Source organism: Isoalcanivorax indicus, assembly GCF_003259185.1.
Lineage (GTDB): Bacteria > Pseudomonadota > Gammaproteobacteria > Pseudomonadales > Alcanivoracaceae > Isoalcanivorax > Isoalcanivorax indicus.
In genome coordinates this window covers 2505332-2526399 of record NZ_QGMP01000001.1, presented here as the reverse complement: position 1 = coordinate 2526399, position 21068 = coordinate 2505332, and the positions used below count along the sequence as shown (strand labels likewise).

The following is a 21068-nucleotide window of genomic DNA, read 5'->3' as shown; positions in this document are numbered from 1 at the left end:
GGCGCCATGCCGGGTCAATGGCGCCTGACGTCAGCCTGGCTTGCGCTGACGTCATTGCACAATTCATCATGCGCCATACAGGTAGCGGTTGCATACAAGCCGCCAGAGCCAGGCAGCGCGGATACTGGCCCCCATGAGAACAACACAGGAGTGCGCCATGACCACCATCAAGCAGTCGGGCTTCCAGAGCTTCGCGGAGTTCTATCCCTATTATCTGCAGGAGCACAGTGACAGCACCTGTCGGCGCCTGCATTTCATCGGCACCAGCCTGGTGATCGCCTTGCTGCTGGCCGTGGTGCTGGGGCCGTTGAGCGCCTGGTGGCTGTTCGGGCTGCCGGTGATCGGCTACGGCTTCGCCTGGGTGGGCCACTTCTTCTTCGAGAAGAACCGCCCGGCCACCTTCAAACACCCGTGGTACAGCCTGGCGGGTGACTTCGTCATGTGGAAAGACATTCTTACCCGCCGTATCGACTGGTAACAGGCGTCGGTCTGCTGGCCTCCTGCCCGGTTCATACCCCAGTTGTGGTATGAACGGATCATGCTGTCCCTCTAATCTCCTTGCCAATGGCTCCACCCCTTTTGACGGGGGTGGTCGACCTGTCTGAAAAGGGGATATCACATGAAAAAACGAATCGGGTTTGCACGAGGCTGGACGGTTCTGGCGGCGGTGCTGTTGATCGCCGCCTGTGGCGGAGGAGGGAGTGGCGGTGGCAAGGGTGGTGGTGGCACCACCAGTACGGGTGTGTTTCTGGATGCCGAGGTCGAGGGGCTGACCTGGCACGCCTCGCCATCGGGACTGGCGGGCACGACCAATGCTGCGGGTGAGTTCCTGTACCGGGACGGTGACACGGTGAGCTTCTCCGTGGGCGCGATCCTGCTGGGTTCGGCGCCAGCGGTTGGCATCATGACGCCGCAGACCCTGGCCAGCGCGATGGATGCCGACACCCTGTTGCAGGCCGGCGTGACGGCCGCTGACGTGGCGCTGAATATTGCCATTTTCCTGCAGACCTTCGACAGCGAGCAGGGTGACGGTATTCGCATCGACCCGGCGGTGGCGGGGGCGGCGACAACGGCATTGAATTTCCTCCAGCTTCCAACCGCGTTTGCCGCAGACGCGGAACTGCTGAATCTGGCCGGGGACGATTACACGGTCGTGACACCTGCCGACGCCGAAGAGCACGTGAACAATACCGTGCTGGGCAAGCTGTACGGCAGCTGGCGTCTGGAGACAGATGAAACCGCTGAGGCGCTCATGGCCGTCGTTTCATTCTTTCCTGGTGGTCGTTATGTGCTGGGTGTGAACCACGGTGATGACCCGGAATGTTTTGACGGCGTGGAGTACGGCACCTTCGAGCTGGATGCATTGGCCGGTGAACTGCGCACCACGGGTGCCAGCCCGGATACCACCGGCGTGAACGGCGATTGCGGCCTCCACTACGAAAACGATGCGGCAAACAACATCAGCGGCTTCGCTCTGGTGAATGAAAACCGGTTCATGCTGGTGTCGCGGCACCCCGAAGAGCTGGAAGATCCGCCGATGTTCCTGAACCGGATTGTTAACGACGGTATTTACGGCAGCTGGGCCATCGCTGAAGAGCAGGAAGATACCTTGACGGCGGTGCTCACGATTCTGGCTGACGGCACCTACATGGTGGCACAGCTGGACGAGGATGCCGGTGTGGAGGTGGGCAGCTACCTGCTCAGTAACGGTGTGCTGACGCCCGATGAGATCTACACCGATACCAACGACGACACCGGATTGCACGATCCGGAGACCGGGGAAAAGGCCAGCATCATACTGAGCGTGGATGAATCAGGCTGCCTGGTGCTGGAGCCTGACGACGAGGACGTGGTGATGTTTTTCGCGCCGATTCCTGATGCCACGGGCGACTGTCTGGCGAAGAACGGATAGCCCTGTGAGGCGGCGGCGGCAAATGTCGCCGCCGCTACCCCCACCTTTTCTCAGCCGATACCTTTCAGGTGTGCCGCCAGTTCACCGGCCCGGTGGACCCCGAGTTTCTGGTAGACCGCGCGGATCTGCACCCTTACCGTTGCGATGCTGGCGCCGCGCGCCATAGCGATGTGCTCCGGCGACTCGCCCGCGGCAAGGCGCACCGCGACATCGGCTTCAGCCTGAGTCAGGCCGTGTGCCATGCGCAGTAGCGTGCAGACATGGTCGGGATTGGACTGCCGGGCACGAACGATCACCAGTACGCGCGGGCGAAAGTTGAATGCATAGTCCTGCCTGGGCAGGGGGACCACGTCCAGCACCAGAGGTGCCGAGGCCCCGGCGTTGAGAATCAAGGTACGTGTCAGCGGCGCACCGGGCACGACAAGCCCCAGCGCTGCACGATCAATCAGAGCAGCGAGACGACGGCTTTCGTGGCGCGACGGCCCGGTCAGCACGCCGTGGCGAAGTTTCAGCAGGCCGCCTTCGGACACCAGCTGTTCCGCCAGGGGCGTCATGGAGCGCACCACGCCAAGACGGTCGCAGACGAAGGCCGCGAACGACAGCGCTTCCAGCGTGCCAGCCACCAGATCAGCCCCCTGATGCTCCAGAGCCATCTGTGTTTTGACGGCAGAACGGACGTGTGGGGCCAATGAGCTGAAAACGGCTCGTTGCGCAGCAGTGATCTCGCCCTGACCCTGACTGCGCACTACGGCCAGCCCGACCAGCAGCCCCGGTTCCTTGACCAGCGGCGACAGGCAGATATAGGGCACGTCGTAATGGGCCAGGAATTCCATCATGAAGGGGGTAGTGCGGCGCTCTCCGGGCGTCACGATCTCCGCGCTGCTGGCCACCTGCAATTCGCTGAGTCCGGCGCCGTGGCGTACATACGGATTGACCTCGGGGTTCCCGCCGTCTGCTGCGATGAAGTCGTCGGCCCAGTCCTGCCCCAGATCGGTCAGCCAGTTGAACGGCACGGCATTGTCGGCACCCAGACCAATCAACTCACCGGCGCGCGATCCGGTGACGTCAGCCATGTTTTCCAGTGCGGTGATCCAGGTGCCAGTGCCCAGTGCTGCGGCGCTGAAGTTTTCCACTACCGACAGCCAGTGCTGATCATCTTTCAGCATCTGTGGGACTCCAGTCATATTTATGGTGACAACTCTGTCACACGATTATTCCGGAAGATTTACGGATGCCCGGGCAAAAGTAAAGTCCGCGACATCACGGGGGAGCAGGCGCTCATACCCAAAATGGGGTATGAGCGCCGCACGGTGTTGCGATTAGGCTGGCGGCAAAAATCTAATGGGGAAGGGGCAGATGAAGGGGCGTATCTGGTTGATGCGGTGTTCCCGTGTGGGCGTGCTGCTGTGGGTCACCGGCGTTCTTGTGGCCTGCGCCTCCACCGGGCTTCACAGAGCGGTGCAGGACGGCAATACCGAGAGGGTGGAAAAGAAGCTGGCAGCCGTCCAGGACCTGGATCGTAACGACCGGACGGGTCGCACGCTGTTATCGCTGGCGGCCGAGAATGGCCATGACCAGGTGGTACGCCAACTGGTGGCCGCCGGGGCCGACGTGGAGGTGCGGGATATCTCGGCGCAGGAATCCGGCGCGGCGCGCCCCGTGTTGCAGCAATGGGCCTGGCGAAGCCAGTCCGCGCTGGAGGCCGTGGTGGGACGTCGTGCGCACGGCTACACCGAGGATATGACGCCGCTGGCGGTGGCCTCGCAGGCCAACCAGCGCGCCAGTGCGGAAGCACTGTTGGCGGCGGGGGCAGACATCGAAAGCCGCAATACCGATCAGGCTCTGACGCCGCTGCTGCTGGCGGCAGGTCTGGGCTATCGTGACCTGAGTGAATATTTGCTGGCTCGCGGTGCTGACCCACTGGCCCGGGATGCGCTGCAACAGACTGCCTTGAGCCTGTTGGCGAATAACGCTGCGCCAGGTCCCGATGCGGACATCATGGGCACGGCAGCCGTCCTGATGGCGGCGATTCGGTCGCTTCATCCTGCGGCGGTCGCGCGGGACGTCGTCAACCACCTGGGCGAGGTACCCCGGAGGCCCTCGGCCCTGCATGCTGCCGCCGCGCACGATAACCTGCCGTTGGTCGAATGGCTGCTGGCGCAGGGTGCACGCACTGAGGTGACGGACGCCCGTGGTGGCACGCCCTTGTTCGAGGCCGCCGAAGCGGGCCATGCGTCGGTGGTGGCCGCATTGCTGGCCGCGCGGGCCAACGCCAACGCGACGGGCGAGGACGGGCTTATGGCGCTGACGTTGGCTGCGGCTGCGGGGCACGGTGAGATCGTGACGCAGTTGCTGCGTGCCGGGGCACGCCCGGGTGGATCGGGTGATATCAATACACCGTTGATAGCAGCGGTTTCTGCGGGCCATCTGGAGATTGCCCGGCAATTACTGGACGCCGGGGCCACCCCCAATACGGTGATGCAGTCGGGGTTGACGCCTTTGCTGGTGGCTGTGGAGCACAATCAGGAAGCGATGGTGCAGGCGTTGCTGGAGGCGGGCGCGCGCCCGGATCTGGTGGCCCCGGGCAGCAACACGGCATTGCAGCGCGCCGTGGCGGCGCGCCGACCCGCCCTGGCGCAACGCCTGTTGGCCGCGCGCGCCGACCCCAACCGGGTGCAGGAGGAGGGCAAGGCCTGGGTACCGTTGCAAGTCGCGATCGAACAGGATCATCTGGAGTTGACGGCCATGCTGCTGGAAGCCGGGGCCAACCCGAATCCGGGCCGCCTGCGCAGCAGCCGTCCGCTGGAGGGCCCCTCGCCGTTGGCGATGACGGCGCTGAATCACCGCGAAGGTCTGATGCAACGATTGCTGGCGGCGGGTGCCGAGGTCAACGAACAGTGGGCTGCCGAGCCGGATCAGCTTACCGCCTTGCTGGTGGCTGTGCGTGACCGCCAGGGCGGCATGGTGCGGCGCTTGCTTGAGGCCGGTGCGGACCCGAATCTGGGCGGGCTGGGTGAAGAGCAGTGGCGAGCGCTGCACCTGGCGGCGGATCGTCAGGATGCAGAGCTGTTGGCGGCCTTGCTGGCGGCTGGCGCCAAACCCGATGTGGTCTCGGCGACCAGCCTCCGGACGCCGCTTCATACAGCGGTGCTAAAGAATGACGTGGCCATGGTGCGTGCGCTGCTGGCGGCTGGCGCCGACCCGGACCTGCGCACCGGGCAAGGCCATACGGCGCTCAGGTTGGCGGTGGCGGCGGGCAACAAGGCGTTGGTTGATCTGCTGGCGGGCAAGGCCAATCCGGATCTTGCCGACAATGACGGGTTTACGCCGCTGTATCTTGCCATACAGCTCAAGCGGCCGGACTTGGCCCGCAGTCTGCTTGAGGCCAGGGCCAACCCGAACCTCGCCACCACCACAGGCGGATGGACGCCGCTGCACAAGGCCGCACTGGATGACTATATGGAAGGGTATCGGCTGCTGGTAGCTGCGGGTGCCGACCGAAGCCTGCGCAATCAGAATAACCAGACCGCCGATGACATCATCCGGGCGCGACAGGAACGGCTGGCGCAACAGCGCGCCGCAGAAGAAGCCGAACGGCAACGCAAGGCCCAGCAACGGGCAGCCTTCATGGGCGCCCTGTTTGAAACCGTCGGCACGATTGCCCAGGAGGCGGAGCTGGAGCGCCAGGCCCAGGCGGAACGTCAGCGCCAGCATAACCTGCTGCTGCAGCAAGCCGCAGAACAGGAGCGGCAACGACAAGCGGCGGCGAACGCCGAGGCAGAGGCCCGACGTCAGCAACAGGTTGTCGCCTACAACCAGCAGGTGGCGCAGGCCCAGAGCCAGGCGCAGCAGGCGCAGGCTGCCCGCGAAGCCGAGCTGCGTCGTCAGGAGCAGGAACGGCTGGCTGCGGCGCAGGCGGCGGAGCGCAGACGGCAAGCGGAAGCCGCAGAGGCGAATCGTCAACGACAGGCAGAAGAGCGCCGTCAGGCTGAAGAGCAGGCGCGATTGAAACGACAACAGGAAAGGGAGCAGGCTGCGCGTAATCTGGTGAGTGGGTTGTCCGCCCGAGCGGTCAGGTGCGACGGGAGTTACCTCATCCAGACGAGCAGGCCGTCCACATCCGGTTGCCGGGTCAGTTTTGAGGCGCGATGCCCCGGGACCCTGGCGGGCCAGGGGGTGGCCGTAACCTGGTCCAACTTCATTGGCGGCAGTTGCCTGGGGGTCGGTGACATCATCCGCATTCCGGGTTCCATGTCGTGCCCTGCTGAGCAGGTCATCGTCGATGTGACCGGCGCCGAGTGCTGATGAATTGTCATTGCTCCGCAGAGGCCGCTAACCCAGCACGCCCTGCTGTTGCAGGGCGGCGAAGGCCTCGTCGCTCAGCCCCAGTCCCTGCTTGAGTATTTCTTCGTTGTGCGCGCCGACTTCCGGCCCGGGCCACTGGGTGCGGCCGGGCGTGCCGGTCAGGCGCGGCAGGATGGCGGGGATTTTCAAGGGTTTGCCGTTGATCTCCACCTGCTCGAACAGGCCGCGTGCCTGGAAGTGCGGATCGGCCATCATGTCAGCGGCGGAATAGATCGGCCCGGCGGGCACTCTGGCGTCTTCCATCATCGACAGCACCTGCTCGCTGGGCAATCCGGCGCACCAGTCTGTCAGGGCAGCATCGATTTCGGCTTCGTGGACGACGCGGCCAGCGTTGCTGGCCAGGCGCGGGTCTTCGGCCATGTCCGGTCGGCCTGCGGCCTGCATCAGGCGCTTGAAGATGGAGTCGCCATTGCCGCCGATGATGACGTAGCGGCCGTCGCTGCACAGATAGGTATTGGTGGGCACGATGCCGGTTACCGTCGAGCCGGAGGGGCCACGCACCAGGCCGGTGGCGTCGAACTCGGGAATCACGGCTTCCAGCAGGTTGAACACCGACTCGAACAGGGCCACGTCCACGACCTGGCCGCGGCCGCCGCGCTCTCTCTCGAACAAGGCCAGCATGATGCCCAGGGCAGCGTGCAGACCGGCCACCGTGTCGCCCATGGACAGGTTGGGGCGCACCGGGCGCTCACCGGGGAAGCCGTTGACGTAGCGGAAACCGCCCACCCCTTCGCAGACCGAGGCGTAGCCGGGCTTGTGTGCCCAGGGGCCTGTCTGGCCATAACCGGAGATGCGGGCATAGATGAGCTGCGGCGCGGTTTCACTGAAATCCTCCGGGCCCAGGCCCCAGCTTTCCAGGGTGCCGGGGCGGAAGTTCTCGATCACCACGTCGGCGCTTTCCATCAGTTGGCGGGCCAGTGCCACGCCCTGCGGTTGCTTCAGGTCCAGGGTCACGCACTTCTTGTTGCGGCCCAGGCTGCGCCACCACCAGGAGGTGCCGCTGTCATCCAGTTGCCGCCAGCCGCGTACCGGATCGCCGCCGGGCGGCTCCACCTTGATGACCTCGGCGCCAAAATAGCCCAGCAGGGTGCCGGTAAACGGCCCGGCAAGCAGTTGGCCGAGTTCGATGACACGAATGCCGGCGAGCGGCTGACGCGGTGTGGTGGACATGCTGGGCTCCCTGGTCCGGTTTGCTGCTATGCTCGCAGCGGCGTTCACTTGAGGCGGAAAAGCGTATGACACCTGAGGCGAGAAAGACAGGACCCTGGTTGACCGCCTTGCACGATCATCTGCAAGCATTGCTGCCGCAGGCGCGGCTGGCCTGGACGGCCCTGCCCGCCGCACCGTCGTTATCGCTGTGGTTGCTCGACGACATCCTGGGTGGGGAGCGGCTGGAGCCCGAGGTCATCAATGCGCTGATGGATGCGCCGCCTTACTGGTCGTTCTGCTGGGCGTCCGGCCAGGTGCTGGCGGACTGGTTGCTGGCGCACCCGGAACAGGTGGCCGGGCGCACGGTGCTGGATGTGGGCAGCGGTTCCGGAGTGGTGGCGATTGCGGCCGCCAGGGCGGGGGCGGCACGGGTGCTGGCCTGCGACCTGGACCCGGTGGCGCGCACGGCCATCGCCCTCAATGCGGCCGGCAACGATGTGCAGCTGGAGGTGCTGGCCGCCCTGCCGGAACGGCTGGATCAGGTGGACCTGTTGCTGGCGGCGGACATCCTCTACGACCGGGACAATCTGGGCCTGCTTGAGACCTTTCGTTCCGTCCCCACTGTGATTCTGGCGGACTCCCGGGTGCCGGACCTGAACCCGCCGGGCTACCAGCGTATGCAAGAGGCCACGGCCACCACCTGGCCGGACCTGGGCGAGTCCACCCAGTTCAATCGCGTGCGGCTGTTCCGCTTCCCGGAACCCTGAGGCGGCTGCACCGGTCGAAACCGGCGAACCAACATCAACGCGTACAGGAGGCTTGCATCTTGCGAAGCGCAGCGTTGCGGCGTGCGTGGGCGCCGCTGATCGGACTTTTCCAGGGTGGGCTGGTCTGGGGGGCGCTGATGGCCCTGCCGGCGCACGCCATGCTCCCGGCGGCCACGGGCGACGGTGAACCCTTGCCATCGCTGGCACCGATGCTGGAGCGGGTGTCGCCTGCGGTGGTGAACATCGCCACCCATACGCGGGTGCGCAGTCAGCCCAACCCGCTTATGGATGATCCCTTCTTTCGTCGTTTCTTCAATGTGCCGGAGCAACGCGGGCCGATGCCGGAGCGTCGAGCCACCAGTGCCGGTTCGGGTGTCATCGTGGATGCCGCCCAGGGCTATGTGCTGACCAACGCCCATGTGGTGCGCAATGCCGACGAGATCGAAGTGACGTTGGTGGACGGGCGCACCGTCAAGGCCGAGATGGTCGGCATGGACAGTCAGGTGGATCTGGCCGTGCTGCGGGTCAAGGCGGAAGGCCTGGCGCAGATCGAGATCGCCGACTCGACCACCTTGCGGGTGGGCGACTTCGTGATTGCCATCGGCAACCCCTTCGGGCTTGGCCAGACCGTGACCTCGGGCATTGTTTCCGCGCTGGGCCGCACCGGCCTGCGACTCGACGGCTACGAGAACTTCATCCAGACCGACGCCTCCATCAACCCGGGTAATTCCGGCGGGGCACTGGTGAACCTGCGCGGCGAACTGGTCGGCATCAATACCGCCATCATTGCGCCAGCGGGCGGCAATGTCGGCATCGGTTTTGCCATTCCCACCGAAATGGCCACCAACGTCATGGGCCAGTTGATCGAACACGGCGAGGTGCGTCGCGGGGTGCTGGGCGTGAGCATCCAGGACCTGGGGCCGGAACTGGCGGAAGCCTTTGATGTGAAGGAAACCCGGGGCGTGGTCATTACCCAGGTGCTGGAAGACAGCGCTGCTGCGGAGGCGGGCCTGCAACCGGGCGACATTGTCACCGCCGTGGACGGTCGGCCGGTGGTTCGCGCGGCGGATCTGCGCAATCGTGTCGGGCTGTCGCCGGTGGGCGAGCATATCCGCCTGGATATCCTGCGTGACGGGAGCGCCATGAGTGTGTTGGCGATCATTCGCGAGACCGGTGGCATCAGTGCCGATGGCGAGGCGTTGTCCCGCTATCTCAAGGGCGCGCGGATGCGCGATCTGCGTGACGGGGAACGGGACCACGCCAGCAACGGCGTACTGGTGGAGGAGGTCGAGCGCAACACCGCCGCGTGGCGTGCAGGGCTGCGTAGCGGTGACGTCATCATCAATGCGAATCGCCGGGATATCGCCACGCTGGATGAGTTGCGGCAGGCCGTACCCGACCGGGACGCGGCGCTGCTGTTGCGCGTGAATCGCGCCGGCGGCGTCTTTTTCGTCGTGATTCGCTGACCTCCGGACCCTTTCCGGCGGGCGTTGACACGCCCGCCGGATCGCGCGACGGTAATGCCATGAACCGCGAACATTCGCCTGCACTCCCCCTGTGGGGCATCGCCCTGGCGGCCAGCCTCATTCCGCTGGTGACCATTCATACGACGTACCTGGTGTCGGCACTGGAAGGTCACGTGCCCTGGTGCATGCCGTACTGGGACAGCTGCACCAGCATCAGCCGCACCGGCCGGTACGGCGTCAGTTATTTTATTTTCAAGGGTGCGATGTTACCGGCAGCCCTGCTGGGCATCCTGTTCTGGTGGCTCAACGCCCGCTGGTTGCGTGAGCTGGGTGCATCGGGGCGCGGCATCGCCTGGTTGCCCTGGCTGGGTCTGGTGGCCTGTCTGTTTCTGGCCGCCTATACCATGGCGCTGGGCCATGCCGGCGACCTGTTTCGTTTTATCCGCCGCACGGGCGTGATCCTGTATTTCTCGCTGACCTTTCTGGCCCAGCTTTTACTCACTGCCGCCTTGTTGAATGTCCCGGCCTGGCGTGACTGGGCCCGGCGACTTTTCCGTGTCTGCCAGACCGCATTGGCCATCGGCATCCTGTCGGTGATCCTCACCACCTTTGCCTATGGCCTGTACAGTCAGATTGATGATGCCTTCGAGTGGGTGCTGGCGCTGCTGATCAACGGCCACGCCCTGGGCGTGGCGTGGCTCTGGTGGAAAAGTGATTTTCGCGCGCAGTTACACGTGCGTTAACCCAGCATCATGTCGGCCGCTTTCTCGGCAATCATGACCGTCGGTGCGTTGGTATTGCCGCCGATCAGGGTGGGCATGATCGAGGCATCCACCACACGCAATCCCTCCAGCCCATGAACACGCAGGCTGTCCGGCGCCACGACCGCCATGTTATCGATACCCATCTTGCAGGTGCCCACCGGGTGATAGATGTTGTCACACTTGCGGCGCAGGAAATCGCGGTAATCATCGTCCGTCTGCAGCACTTTTTCCGGGAAAGCGTTAGCGCCACGCCACGGTGTCAGTGCCGGTTGCTGCATCACATCGCCCATGATCTTCATACCGCGCACCATGCGCTCTATGTCGTCTTCATGGGTCATGAAGTTGGGATCAATCAGCGCATTGTCGCCCGGATTTGCACTGTGCAGGGCCACCCGGCCCCGGCTCTTGGGCCGCAGGATGCAGACGTGCGCCGAATAGCCCCAGCCCATGGCAAACAGCAGATTCAGCCCGTGGTTGTCGAGCATGGCCGCCGTCAGATGCAATTGCAGATCGGGAATCGGTTCCTCGGGGCGTGACTTGATGAAGCCACCGGACTCTGCCACGTTGGAGGTCAACGGCCCGGTGCGATAACGCAGGTACTGGTACAGCGCCTTGATGTGTTTGGGCAGGGCACCGGGTGACAGGCTCAGGGTATCGCGCTTGAGCGAACGTGCGACCAGCAGGATATCCGGGTGATCCTGCAGGTTCTCGCCGACACCGGGCAACTCATGCTGCACAGCAATACCGTGCTTGCGCAGTTCCTCGCCCGGACCGATGCCGGACAGCAGCAGTACCTGTGGTGAATTGATCGCGCCCCCGCACAGCAGGGTCTCTCCGGCCTCGACCCGCTCGGTGCGTCCCTTGCGCTGGTATTCGGCGCCGATGACGCGCTTGCCATCAAGGATCAGACGGCTGACCCGGGCATCGGTAATCACGGTCAGGTTGGGGCGCTCCAGGGCTGGATGCAGATACGCCTTGGCGACACCGCAGCGCTCGCCGTCCTTCTGCGTGACCTGATAAAAGCCGACGCCTTCCTGCTTCTCGTTGTTGAAGTCGTTGGACGGCGGCAGCCCGGCTTCCACGCAGGCCTTGATGAAGGCCCCGCTGACCGGATGCTGGTAACGCAGGTCAGACACGTTCAGCGGACCGCCGGTGCCGTGGAACTCGTCGGCACCGCGTTCCTGATTCTGGCTGCGCTTGAAGATGGGCAGCACGTCATCCCAGCCCCAGCCCGTGTTGCCCAGCTCGGCCCAGTGGTCGTAGTCCCACTTGTGGCCCCGGGTGTAGATCATCGCGTTGACGGCACTGGACCCGCCCAAGGTCTTGCCCCGGGGGATATAGATTTCACGGTTGTTCAACGCCTTCTGTGGCACCGTGTAATAACGCCAGTTTCGCTTGTTGGAGCGCATCAGTGCGATGATGCCCGCTGGTATGCTGATCAGCAGGCTGTTGTCGGCGGGGCCGGCCTCAAGCAGGCAGACCCGGTGATTCGGATTTTCGGAGAGGCGGTTGGCCATCACGCAACCGGCGGAGCCGCCGCCGATGATCAGGTAATCAAAAGACATAATGCGGGTGTCCTGTTGTTATCGCTGTGGACTGTCACAGTGCCGCCCACAATCGTGCTGCAATTGTAGGAAACCTCAAGCGAACACCGAAGTCTATTTGTGACCATTGGGTCACCCCTGTCAGGCGGGAGCCTTGCCCATGTTGTTTGTGTCCCTGTTTCGCGCGGTTGCCGGCCGCCCCCTTGCTGCCCGCGTACCGCTGGCCTGCCTGCTGGCCCTGCTGCTGGCGACCCCTGCCCAGGCCCGGCAGACCGTGCCCAGCCCCATTGAGGGCTGGGATGAGGTGATCTTCAACGAGCGGACCCGCTACCGGCAGGATGCTGATGCGGAGTGCGTGCGCGCCGAGGCCCGCAACAGTGCCTCGGGACTGGTTCGCGAAGTGCGCGCCGAGGCCAGTGTCACCCCCTGGTTGCGCTGGGCCTGGCAGGCCGAGGCGCCACTGCAACCCGGTCAGGAGGCCGCCGAGCGCAGCCGTGCCGGGGATGACTTCGTGACCCGCGTTTACGTGGTGCATGAAGGGCGCTTCTTCTGGCAGACCCGTGCCATCAACTATGTCTGGTCGCGCGAGCACCCGGTGGGCAGCCACTGGGCCAACCCCTTCACCCGCAATGCCGTCATGGTGGTGGTGCAGAGCGGTGATGAGGGGCTGGGCACATGGCATGAGTTCGAGCGTAACGTGGTGGAGGATTTCCGCCGTTATCATGACCTGGACATCGAAGAGATCGCCGCCGTCGCCGTGATGACCGATGCCGACAATACCCGCGGTGAGGCCAGTGCCTGTTATCGGCTGCCCAGCCTGCATGCATCCCCGCACTTGTGATGGCATGACACCGGTGGTTATTATTTCGGCAACCTGATACCCGACAGCCGCAGTCCCGCGCGGCCCCGAATTGCAGGGCAGGGTGGTGACACCACCCTGCCTCGACAGAACCAATGCAGCGGCGGCTCATGTGCCTTCGCTGCAACACACCGGTCATGTCGGCTGGCTAACCTGATGCCGCCGCCTGCCGGTAACAGATGCGGTGCCCTTCACTGTTGCGGAACAGATCGGGCACCTGTCGATGGGCTGATCGGGAGCTGATATGTCTGAACGTATTCTCAGGCTGGATATTGCGGGCAAGCCGGTGGAGTGGCTGAGCTGGCAGGACGCCGCCTGTCTGTACGCGCGCGGTCTGGTCACCTGGACGCTCGGGGATGTCATCTATCGCCTGCAGGGCGGGATTTCCCGCTGCACTGGCGAGCGCTCCCAGATGCATCTGCATTCCATCATCGCCTGCGACGGGCGTATCAACCCCCATCCCCGTTCTCGTCCTCCGCTGACCAATCGGGCGCTGTTTCGTCGCGAACAGAACATCTGCCTGTACTGCGGGCGGCATTTCCACGACCACGAACTGACCCGGGATCATATCGTGCCGACGTCACGGGGCGGGCGGGACCACTGGCTCAATGTGGTGGCGGCCTGCCGTCGCTGCAACCAGCACAAGGGTGACCGGCTGCTGGAAGAGTGCAACATGGAGCTGCTGGCGCTGCCGTTTGTGCCAAACATGGCCGAGTACCTGGCGCTGATCAACAGCCACCGGATTCGCGGTGACCAGATGGAGTTTCTGCGGGGGCAGTTTTCCCGGCACAGTCACGGGCGTCTGCAGCGGGCGGCGCCGTTGCTCGTGGTCTGAGGGCTGCCGCGCGCCACCCAAAAAAAAACGGCGCCCGGAGGGCGCCGCAGGTTTTTGCTCGGGAGAGCTTGTCCGGAGAATGATCTCCAGGCCCGGAAGGGACAAATTTCCGCGCCCTCAGCCATGCTGAAGCTGAGCACTCAGTGTACTCTTGTGCGCTGTGATGCGATTCGCTGTCTTGACATTTCCGCCTTGCGTTACAGCCAATCACGCTGTAAACCGGATGGCGTTTCAGCCCGCCATGCCTGCATCTCAGGCGCCCGGTACCTCCCGATTGAGCACATCCAGGAACGTTTCCGCGAAAGCCCAGGCGCCCTCGCGGCTGAACTGCTGGCGGTGGTAGCGGAACGACAGATGCAGGTGATCGTGCAGTGTGACCGCGCCCAGCGACAGGCCCATGGGCATCCGGCAGGGCGGTGAAAACCACATTTCCTTCAGGCTCAGCTCGCTGTCGCCGGGCAGGGGCGAACGGGCATGGCCCAGATTGCCGAGCACCGTGGTGCTGGCGATCCGGTTGCCGGTCAGCGGCAGCAGACCGGGGACCGCCTTGCGAATCCAGGCGGGCAGGCCGCGTACCTCGTGCATCAGGTCGATCAGCAGGCCCATGGTGCCGCTTTCCTTGAGCTCCGAAGTCTGCTGTGTGAGTACGTTCAGCAGGCTGCGGAAGTCGGTGCGGTCATCAGGCTGGGACACCAGGTTGACCCAGACGGACAGGTTGCTGGCCACGCTGTTGCGCAGGGCGGCCTCGCGGATGTTCATCGGCATGATCATGCTGATGCGGTCTGTGCGCTGGTCGTGGGACTGGTTCCACTCGTCGATGGCCAGGTGCAGGGCGGTGGCCAGAATGTCGTTGATGGTGGCGCCGTTGTGGCGCAACTGCTGCAGGCGGCGGGTCTGCTCGCTGCTGAAGCGTACCGGCATGAACGACAGACCGGTCTGGTCTTCCTGGCCATCGGCGGCGATGCGGGCCGGGGGGTTCAGGGTGCTGCCGATGACCTTCAGCAGACGGCTGATGCGCACCAGGTGGTCGGCGAACCGGGCGGTATCGCCGTCGTGCTGGCGGTTGCGCATCTGCATGACGTCCAGGCTGCGGACCGGATCGTCGACCCCCGCGTAGGCGCGCAGGATCGACACCATAAAGCTGTACAGGCCCACGCCGTCGCTGACGGTGTGGTTCATGTTGATCATGAAGAAATCGCCTTTCTCGCCGCAATGCGCCAGGGCGCAGCGGAAGGGCGGCGCTTCTGCCAGCGGCACCGACAGGCTGTGCAGGGCGCTGCGCGCCTCATGCAGCGCCTCTTCGTCGCAGCAGGTGATGATGCGCAGGGGCACGCTCGTCAGGCTGTCCTGAATCTGCCAGAAGTACTGGGTGTCGGTGTCGCTGTGGGGGGCCAGGGCGGCGCGCATCAGCGGGTGGTGGTCGGCCGCCGTGCGTATCGCGGCGACTAGCCGGGCCTCATCCAGATGGCCGCTGACCCGGACTTCCATTTGCAGGCTCAGGGGCGAGCCAGGCTTGTCCAGGTGCAGTAGCAGCTCATCGTAGATGCTCAGTGGAATGCGTTGCGGCAGAAAATCCGTCATCCGTGGTCTCCCTGTGGTCAGCGCCATTATGCGGGCTGCGCAGGTCAGCCGGAAGGGGCTGGGTGGGCGCCGGGCGGCATGCCGCAGTCGCCCAGCAGGTGCTGCCAGGCGCGTGTGTGGCGTTGCATGGCGGCATGCCAGGCCTGTTGCAGCGGACCGTCGGGATCCAGATGGCGGTGATGCCAGGCGTCGAAGGCCGGGCTGTCGGCGGGCAGGGCGTCGGCCAGGCGGGCCACCGCCTGCACCAGGCGCCGGTTGGCGCGGTCCAGATCGGCCAGCCACGGCTGTACCCGCTCGCCGTAGACGGCGGTGAAGACATTGTTGAAATAGCGGGCCTGTTCGCTGGGGCGCTGGTCCGGGCACAGGCGGGCGGTATCTACCTGCTCCAGAAGGCTGGCGCTGCGTTGCAGTTCACCGGTGGCCAGCGCCAGGCCCTGAAGGATACGTCCGCCGGTGTCGCTGTGAGCCAGGTGGGCGATGTCCTGTTCCAGGACCCCGACGTCGGCGGGCAGTGTGTCGCCGGTCAGTTGGCTGGCGGTCAGCGCCATTCGGTCGAACAGGGTTTCAACCGTGGTCAGGTCGGCCAGGGTGCCGGCGTCGGCGGGCCGCGCGGTGGTGGTGAAAAAGCTCGCCATCTCCTGACTGCCCAGCGTTGCATTCCAGTACAGGGCAGGCAGGGATTCGCGTTTCAGGCGACTGATTTCCGTCAGCCAGGCGTCCAGGTCTTCGCGTTCGGCCAACCGGTCTTCGATCAGACAGGTCTCCGCCTGGCGGATGAAATCCAGCTCATAGGCAAAGCGTAGCGAAGCCGTCTGCAAGCGGCCCAGGCTACTGTTACGGGCGCTGACCAGGCCCATCATGTCGCACTGGGCCAGGCCGAAATAGCGGCGCATGCCGGTGCGCAGTTCGGGGATCGGCTGGCGCACGTCACGGCTGCGCGGGTAGCGGGTGGCGGAGATCGGGGGCGCCGGTTCGGCGCGCAGGTCGGCCAGTCGTTCGAGCCGTTGCAGATAGTCTTGCCACAGGGCTTCTGGCCCACCAGGCTGGCAAGCGCTCGCCAGCAGAGCGAAGCCGACTAGCAGGCTGACGTCAACGGCGGTTCTGAACGGCGTCATGGGGGTGCACCCTCGTCCGGCCCTCGTTCTCCAAGCATATCAGCACCGGCGACGGGCGGGGCCGTCAGGGCATTGCCGTCCGGTCGCCGGCCGGGCACTCGTCCTGCCAGCATTGCGGCACGCGCTGGATGGCGCTGATGTCGTAGCCTTCCTCGTCCAGCAAGGCCAGCAGACGTTGATAGTCGACCTCACTGAGGGTGGGGGTGCGCGCCATGATCCAGACGTAGTCACGCTTCTGCCGGCCGATGATGGTTTCGCGGTAATCCTCGTCCACATGCACGATGCGGAAGTCCGCCTTGAACGGCCACAGGAACTGCATGCCCCAGAGGGCATTGCTGGGATCGTCACGCACGGTGGCGACGGGATTCATTTCTCTCTCCCGCCCATCAAAGCTGTCGCGGCGAAAGCTGAACGTGGTATCGATGCGGCCGTCGTCGCGCAGTGCATAGTGCTCGATGGCATTGTGCGCGCCGCGTTCGAATACCGTCGGGATATTGCCAATCACATACCAGCGCCCCATGAAGCGCTCCAGCTCCACGGCCTCGGCATGGCGGATTTCGGGCAGATGGCTGCGCTGGCAGGCGCCGAGCAGCAGCGCCAGCAGTACCAGGGGCAGCGCGGAGAGGGTTCGATAGCGGTGACACACTCGATAGCCGTGACACATGGGCACTCCGGAACATCGTCGAAGGGGATCGAGTATCCCGGGTGCCATGACAGGGCGCCGTGAAAGCGCGCTGCGGAGGTGCGGTCAGTGCGCGTGCTCGTCGTCGCGCGGCTGCAGAGCGCCACCCGATGAATCGGTCTCGCCCGGTTCGGGTTCCATGATCGGTGCGTCCTCGTCCGGCCGCGGTGCCTCGCGCGGCTCCTGGCGGGATTCCTCCTCCTGGCGCGCTTCTTCCTGCACTTCTTCCGGCGCCTTCTCGATGCCGATGTGGTACGCCGCGAAGCCGGTATGCACCACCTGGTTTTCCGCCATGCCCAGCACTCGCCCGGCGAACGGCGCGATGATGGCGCTGCCGGTGTTGGTGACCGGGTCGGTGACGGTGCCCAGCACCTGGCCGGGGCGCACCTTGTCGTTGAGTTTTACCTTCGACATCAGAATGCCGCCCTGGTCGGCGCGCAACCACTGGGACTCATAGAACACCGGTTGCGGTGAACTCCAGAAGCGCCGCGTCTTGCGCATGCCGAGGTTGTCGAGCATGGTCTCGATCGCCTGCACGCCGCTGTCGACCGCGTCTTCTTCCAGCCGATTGGGGCCACCGGCTTCCATGGTGACGGTGGGGATGCCGGCCTCCGACGCCGCGCGCCGCAAGGTGCCGCTGGCCGCGCGGCCGTGCAGTACCGTAATGCCGCCAAACTTGCGGGCGAACTCGACGATATTCGGGTCGGTCATGTCGCCGCGCAGCTGCGTCAGGTTGACCCGGCGCAACGAGCCGGTGTGCAGATCAGCCAGAAACTGGCAGTGCTGGATGATGTCGGTAAACAGCGAATGCGCAATGCGGGCGGCAGAGCTGCCTTGCGGATGGCCCGGGAAATAGCGGTTCAGGTCGCGCCGGTCGGCGAGGTAGCGTGAGCCACGGCGGAAGCCGTCCAGATTGACAATGGGGACACCGATCACGGTGCCGTTCAGGCGCTCCGGTTCCAGCTGGTACATCACCCGGCGCACCATCTCGATGCCGTTGAGCTCGTCGCCGTGGACGGCCGCTGTCATGCAGACCACCGGGCCAGGCTGCTTGCCGTGGGCCACCAGCACCGGCACCGGCGTGGCAATCGAGGCAAAGGACTGTTCCGGCATCCAGTAGAGTGTCTTGATCTCGCCCGGAGGCACCTCGTCGCTCAGCAGGCGCAGCGGCAGCGGCCGACCCGCTTCCACCGGCACCGGACTGTCACCGTCGGCCAGCTCGTCTTCAGTGGCGGGGGAGGGTGCCACGGGCAGGATATGCACGTGCTCCAGAGCGGGCAGGTCCTCGTCCTCCACCTCGGTGGCGCCCGATGGCGCTACCGCCAGCAGGGATAGCAGGGCGGCCATGTGGAGGGCGCGGTGAACGTGATGCAACGGCGGCAAGGTGCTCTCCTTTTTGGTGGGGCCTGTTCTGTTGGGGCCTCCCGGTGGGTGAGGCTCGCCGGTTTGAGGGCGGGCCTTGCCATAGGTTCCGTCAGTATAGCGGCTGTTTCATGACGCGTTGTCGAGGGCTTCCCAGCGGGCGAAACGGGTTTCCAGCTGTTCCTGAAGCGCATTCAGTTCACGCGTGGCGTCAGCGACCACGTCGGCGTCCTGCTGGAAAAAATCAGGATCACCCATACGCGCCTCCAGCGCGCTGATTTGCGCTTCCAGGCCTTCCAGCTCTGCGGGCAACCGCTCCAGTTCCAGACGCTCGGCATAGGACAGCTTGCGAGCGTTCGCCGCCGCCGGCTTTTCTTTTGCCGGGGCCGGTTTTTCCGGGGCGCGTGCCGCTGGATCAGGACGCTGCCGCAACCAGTCTTCGTAGCCACCGACATATTCGTTGACGGTGCCCTGCTCGAACACCAGCGTGCTCGTGACGACGTTATCAATGAAGGCGCGGTCATGGCTGACCAGCAGCAGCGTGCCGGTAAATTGCGTCAGCTGCTCTTCCAGCAGGTCGAGGGTTTCCGCATCCAGATCATTGGTCGGTTCGTCCAGCACCAGCAGGTTGAACGGACGTGTGAACAGTTTGGCCAGCAGCAGCCGGTTGCGCTCGCCCCCGGACAGCGCACTCACCGGCTGGCGAATGCGCTGCGGCTCGAACAGGAATTCCTGCAGATAACCCACCGCGTGTTTGGGCGCGCCATTGATGGTCAGGATGTCGCTGCCTTCGGTGACATTCTCGATCACGGATTTGTTTTCATCCAGGGTGTTGCGCAGCTGATCGAAGTAGGCAATGTCCAGATTGGTGCCCACACGCACACTGCCGGCATCCGGCGTCAGCTTGCCCAGCAGGATGCGCAGCAGCGTCGATTTGCCGCAGCCGTTGGGGCCGATGATGCCGATGCGATCGCCGCGCATCACCGTGAGCGAAAAGTCCTTCAGGATCGACTGGTCGCCGTAACGCTGCGACACACCTTCGGCCTCGAGCACCAGCTTGCCGGAACGCTGTACCTCCTGGGTGCTCATGGTGACACTGCCCTGACGGGTGCGCCGCGCCGCGAACTCCTGACGCAAGGCTTTCAGTGCACGCACGCGGCCCTCATTCCGGGTGCGCCGTGCCTTGATGCCCTGACGAATCCAGGCCTCCTCGCGTGACAGCTTCTTGTCGAACTCGGCATTGGCTTTTTCTTCGGCATCCAGCGCCGCCTGCTTGCCGCGCAGGTAGCTGTCATAGTTGCCGGGCCAACTGCTCAGGCGGCCCCGGTCGAGCTCGATGATGCGCGTGGCCAGTGCACGAATGAAGGCGCGGTCATGGGTAATGAAGACCAGCGTCGCTTCATACTGGCGCAGGAATTCTTCCAGCCAGCGGATGGCATCGATATCCAGATGGTTGGTGGGTTCGTCCAGCAACAGGATGTCCGGCGCCTGTACCAGAGATTGCGCCAGCAGCACCCGGCGCTTCATGCCCCCGGACAGCCCGGCAAAATCCAGATGGCCATCAAGCGTCAGCCGCGACAGCACGGTATCGACGCGCTGCGATGCATCCCAGGCGCCACGATCATCAATCGCGCCTTGCACCCGGCTGAAGGCATCCATGACATCCTCGCCCTGTTCCAGACGCCGCGTCAGTTGCTGGTATTCGGCCAGCAGACGACCCTCTTCACCGAGTCCCTGCGCCACGACTTCAAAGACACTGCCGTCGGTGTCGCCGGGTACCTCCTGCACCAGACGCGCCACGCGCAGCCCCTGAGCCTGCTCGATACTGCCGTCGTCGGCCTGGATCTCGCCAGCGATGAGTTTCATCAGGGTGGACTTGCCTGCTCCGTTGCGACCGACCAGACACAGGCGTTCACCTTTGTCGATGCTCAGGTCAACGTGGTCAAGCAGGGCATGGGTGCCAAAACTGAGCTGGATATCTCGCAGGGTAAGCAGCGGCATGAACGGGTCCGGATCATCAGGTTGTTACGCAGGGCGGGCAGTGTAGCACCGTCAGGGTGTTTCCGTCCGCGCTGCCGGGATGGGTTCTTCGTAGCTCGGCCTCGGTGCGGGGTAAGCCCTTCCAGAAGCCGCCGTGAACCCCCTCCGGGCCCGGCCCGCCATCACAGATGGCGGGCGTTCGACTGCGCGCGACGCATGCGTCGCAAGACGCTTGTCTCACCCATGGGGGCTTGCGTTCGGCATCCTGCCTCACACACTTCTGGAAGGGCTTACCCCGCACCAAGGCCTCAGTTTCGTAGTCACTGCAAGTTCAGCACTTCGTAGCTCGACGCAGGAACCAGACTTTCGGTGGGCTGGAAGTGGTTAACCGGGCTGCGCGTGACGGCCCTCGGGGGGCGGGTAAGGGTTTTCTGGACCTTCGAGAGGCATGGATGCCGAACGAGAGCCTACATGGATGTATTCACGGCGTGTCCAGAAAACCCTTACCCGCCCCCCGAGGGCCAACATCTCCGACAGGAGCAGAATGGCAAACCGCTCAACAGATCCCCGACATCAGCCCGGGCGACACCATCGGTCGGATACCACGGGTGATAGAGAGCACTCGGGCTTCTTGCTATTGTCCTACTTGCCGTTACAGGGCGTTGCGGGGTGTATGAATCAACGCCT

Annotated in this window: 16 protein-coding genes; 8 read left to right on the top strand and 8 right to left on the bottom strand. The window is 64.6% G+C overall.

The features are described from left to right. The first annotated feature begins 157 nt into the window (after positions 1 to 157). Complete coding sequence (locus DKW65_RS11375; protein WP_111657356.1) at positions 158 to 478, top strand: Mpo1-like protein; 321 nt, start codon at positions 158 to 160, stop codon at positions 476 to 478. Positions 479 to 619: 141 nt separating this feature from the next. Then, a complete protein-coding gene (locus tag DKW65_RS11370) occupies positions 620 to 1912 on the top strand; it encodes a hypothetical protein (RefSeq protein WP_111657355.1) in 1293 nt (430 codons plus the stop codon). Between the two features lie 50 nt (positions 1913 to 1962). Here DKW65_RS11370 and DKW65_RS11365 read toward each other — a convergent pair whose 3' ends face one another. Further along, entirely contained in the window at positions 1963 to 3078 is a 1116-nt protein-coding gene (locus tag DKW65_RS11365; protein WP_162925824.1) for a helix-turn-helix transcriptional regulator, read from the bottom strand. Between the two features lie 190 nt (positions 3079 to 3268). Here DKW65_RS11365 and DKW65_RS11360 point away from each other — a divergent pair, with 190 nt between their 5' ends. Then, on the top strand, positions 3269 to 6217 hold the full coding sequence (locus tag DKW65_RS11360; protein WP_162925823.1) for an ankyrin repeat domain-containing protein: 2949 nt from the start codon (positions 3269 to 3271) through the stop codon (positions 6215 to 6217). A 27-nt stretch (positions 6218 to 6244) separates the two neighbouring features. Here DKW65_RS11360 and DKW65_RS11355 read toward each other — a convergent pair whose 3' ends face one another. Further along, on the bottom strand, positions 6245 to 7447 hold the full coding sequence (locus DKW65_RS11355) for a CaiB/BaiF CoA transferase family protein (protein WP_111657352.1): 1203 nt from the start codon (positions 7445 to 7447) through the stop codon (positions 6245 to 6247). Positions 7448 to 7545: 98 nt separating this feature from the next. Here DKW65_RS11355 and DKW65_RS16125 point away from each other — a divergent pair, with 98 nt between their 5' ends. From DKW65_RS16125 to DKW65_RS11340, 3 genes are all read left to right on the top strand, one after another. Further along, positions 7546 to 8193 (top strand): class I SAM-dependent methyltransferase, encoded by a 648-nt coding sequence (locus DKW65_RS16125; protein WP_281271663.1) that lies wholly within the window; start codon positions 7546 to 7548, stop codon positions 8191 to 8193. 137 nt (positions 8194 to 8330) lie between these two features. After that, positions 8331 to 9659, top strand: coding sequence for a DegQ family serine endoprotease (locus DKW65_RS11345; protein WP_111657632.1), 1329 nt, complete (start codon positions 8331 to 8333; stop codon positions 9657 to 9659). A 59-nt stretch (positions 9660 to 9718) separates the two neighbouring features. Further along, positions 9719 to 10402, top strand: coding sequence for a Frag1/DRAM/Sfk1 family protein (locus DKW65_RS11340; protein ID WP_111657350.1), 684 nt, complete (start codon positions 9719 to 9721; stop codon positions 10400 to 10402). Here DKW65_RS11340 and DKW65_RS11335 read toward each other — a convergent pair. Further along, entirely contained in the window at positions 10399 to 11988 is a 1590-nt protein-coding gene (locus DKW65_RS11335) for a GMC family oxidoreductase (protein ID WP_111657349.1), read from the bottom strand. The two genes, DKW65_RS11340 and DKW65_RS11335, sit on opposite strands and share 4 nt — an antisense overlap. 139 nt (positions 11989 to 12127) lie before the next feature. Here DKW65_RS11335 and DKW65_RS11330 point away from each other — a divergent pair, with 139 nt between their 5' ends. Both DKW65_RS11330 and DKW65_RS11325 read left to right on the top strand, forming a co-directional pair. Then, positions 12128 to 12808 carry a DUF3047 domain-containing protein gene (locus DKW65_RS11330; protein WP_111657348.1) on the top strand — a complete coding sequence of 227 codons (681 nt, stop codon included), beginning with the start codon at positions 12128 to 12130 and terminating at the stop codon, positions 12806 to 12808. Between the two features lie 262 nt (positions 12809 to 13070). After that, a complete protein-coding gene (locus tag DKW65_RS11325) occupies positions 13071 to 13661 on the top strand; it encodes an HNH endonuclease (protein ID WP_111657347.1) in 591 nt (196 codons plus the stop codon). Between the two features lie 252 nt (positions 13662 to 13913). On the opposite strand, the gene DKW65_RS11320 is transcribed toward DKW65_RS11325, so the two are convergent. The 5 genes from DKW65_RS11320 to DKW65_RS11300 form a co-directional block, all read right to left on the bottom strand. Then, on the bottom strand, positions 13914 to 15242 hold the full coding sequence (locus tag DKW65_RS11320) for a condensation domain-containing protein (RefSeq protein WP_162925822.1): 1329 nt from the start codon (positions 15240 to 15242) through the stop codon (positions 13914 to 13916). Positions 15243 to 15286: 44 nt separating this feature from the next. Next, complete coding sequence (locus DKW65_RS11315; RefSeq protein WP_111657345.1) at positions 15287 to 16357, bottom strand: DUF3080 family protein; 1071 nt, start codon at positions 16355 to 16357, stop codon at positions 15287 to 15289. A 64-nt stretch (positions 16358 to 16421) separates the two neighbouring features. Next, positions 16422 to 17021, bottom strand: coding sequence for a lipocalin family protein (locus DKW65_RS11310; protein ID WP_111657344.1), 600 nt, complete (start codon positions 17019 to 17021; stop codon positions 16422 to 16424). Positions 17022 to 17105: 84 nt separating this feature from the next. Then, positions 17106 to 18422: a succinylglutamate desuccinylase/aspartoacylase family protein gene (locus DKW65_RS11305; RefSeq protein WP_245932480.1), complete on the bottom strand. Its 1317-nt coding sequence runs from the start codon at positions 18420 to 18422 to the stop codon at positions 17106 to 17108. A gap of 108 nt (positions 18423 to 18530) precedes the next feature. Continuing rightward, on the bottom strand, positions 18531 to 20402 hold the full coding sequence (locus DKW65_RS11300; RefSeq protein WP_111657343.1) for an ATP-binding cassette domain-containing protein: 1872 nt from the start codon (positions 20400 to 20402) through the stop codon (positions 18531 to 18533). Between the last annotated feature and the right edge of the window lie 666 nt (positions 20403 to 21068).

Bases quoted from the DNA above. Each gene is read 5' to 3' on its own strand.
- DKW65_RS11375 (WP_111657356.1), top strand. From the start codon at position 158: ATGACCACCATCAAGCAGTCGGGCTTCCAGAGCTTCGCGGAGTTCTAT.
- DKW65_RS11370 (WP_111657355.1), top strand. From the start codon at position 620: ATGAAAAAACGAATCGGGTTTGCACGAGGCTGGACGGTTCTGGCGGCG.
- DKW65_RS11365 (WP_162925824.1), bottom strand. From the start codon at position 3,078: ATGCTGAAAGATGATCAGCACTGGCTGTCGGTAGTGGAAAACTTCAGC.
- DKW65_RS11360 (WP_162925823.1), top strand. From the start codon at position 3,269: ATGAAGGGGCGTATCTGGTTGATGCGGTGTTCCCGTGTGGGCGTGCTG.
- DKW65_RS11355 (WP_111657352.1), bottom strand. From the start codon at position 7,447: ATGTCCACCACACCGCGTCAGCCGCTCGCCGGCATTCGTGTCATCGAA.
- DKW65_RS11345 (WP_111657632.1), top strand. From the start codon at position 8,331: ATGGCCCTGCCGGCGCACGCCATGCTCCCGGCGGCCACGGGCGACGGT.
- DKW65_RS11340 (WP_111657350.1), top strand. From the start codon at position 9,719: ATGAACCGCGAACATTCGCCTGCACTCCCCCTGTGGGGCATCGCCCTG.
- DKW65_RS11335 (WP_111657349.1), bottom strand. From the start codon at position 11,988: ATGTCTTTTGATTACCTGATCATCGGCGGCGGCTCCGCCGGTTGCGTG.
- DKW65_RS11330 (WP_111657348.1), top strand. From the start codon at position 12,128: ATGTTGTTTGTGTCCCTGTTTCGCGCGGTTGCCGGCCGCCCCCTTGCT.
- DKW65_RS11325 (WP_111657347.1), top strand. From the start codon at position 13,071: ATGTCTGAACGTATTCTCAGGCTGGATATTGCGGGCAAGCCGGTGGAG.
- DKW65_RS11320 (WP_162925822.1), bottom strand. From the start codon at position 15,242: ATGACGGATTTTCTGCCGCAACGCATTCCACTGAGCATCTACGATGAG.
- DKW65_RS11315 (WP_111657345.1), bottom strand. From the start codon at position 16,357: ATGACGCCGTTCAGAACCGCCGTTGACGTCAGCCTGCTAGTCGGCTTC.
- DKW65_RS11310 (WP_111657344.1), bottom strand. From the start codon at position 17,021: ATGTGTCACGGCTATCGAGTGTGTCACCGCTATCGAACCCTCTCCGCG.
- DKW65_RS11300 (WP_111657343.1), bottom strand. From the start codon at position 20,402: ATGCCGCTGCTTACCCTGCGAGATATCCAGCTCAGTTTTGGCACCCAT.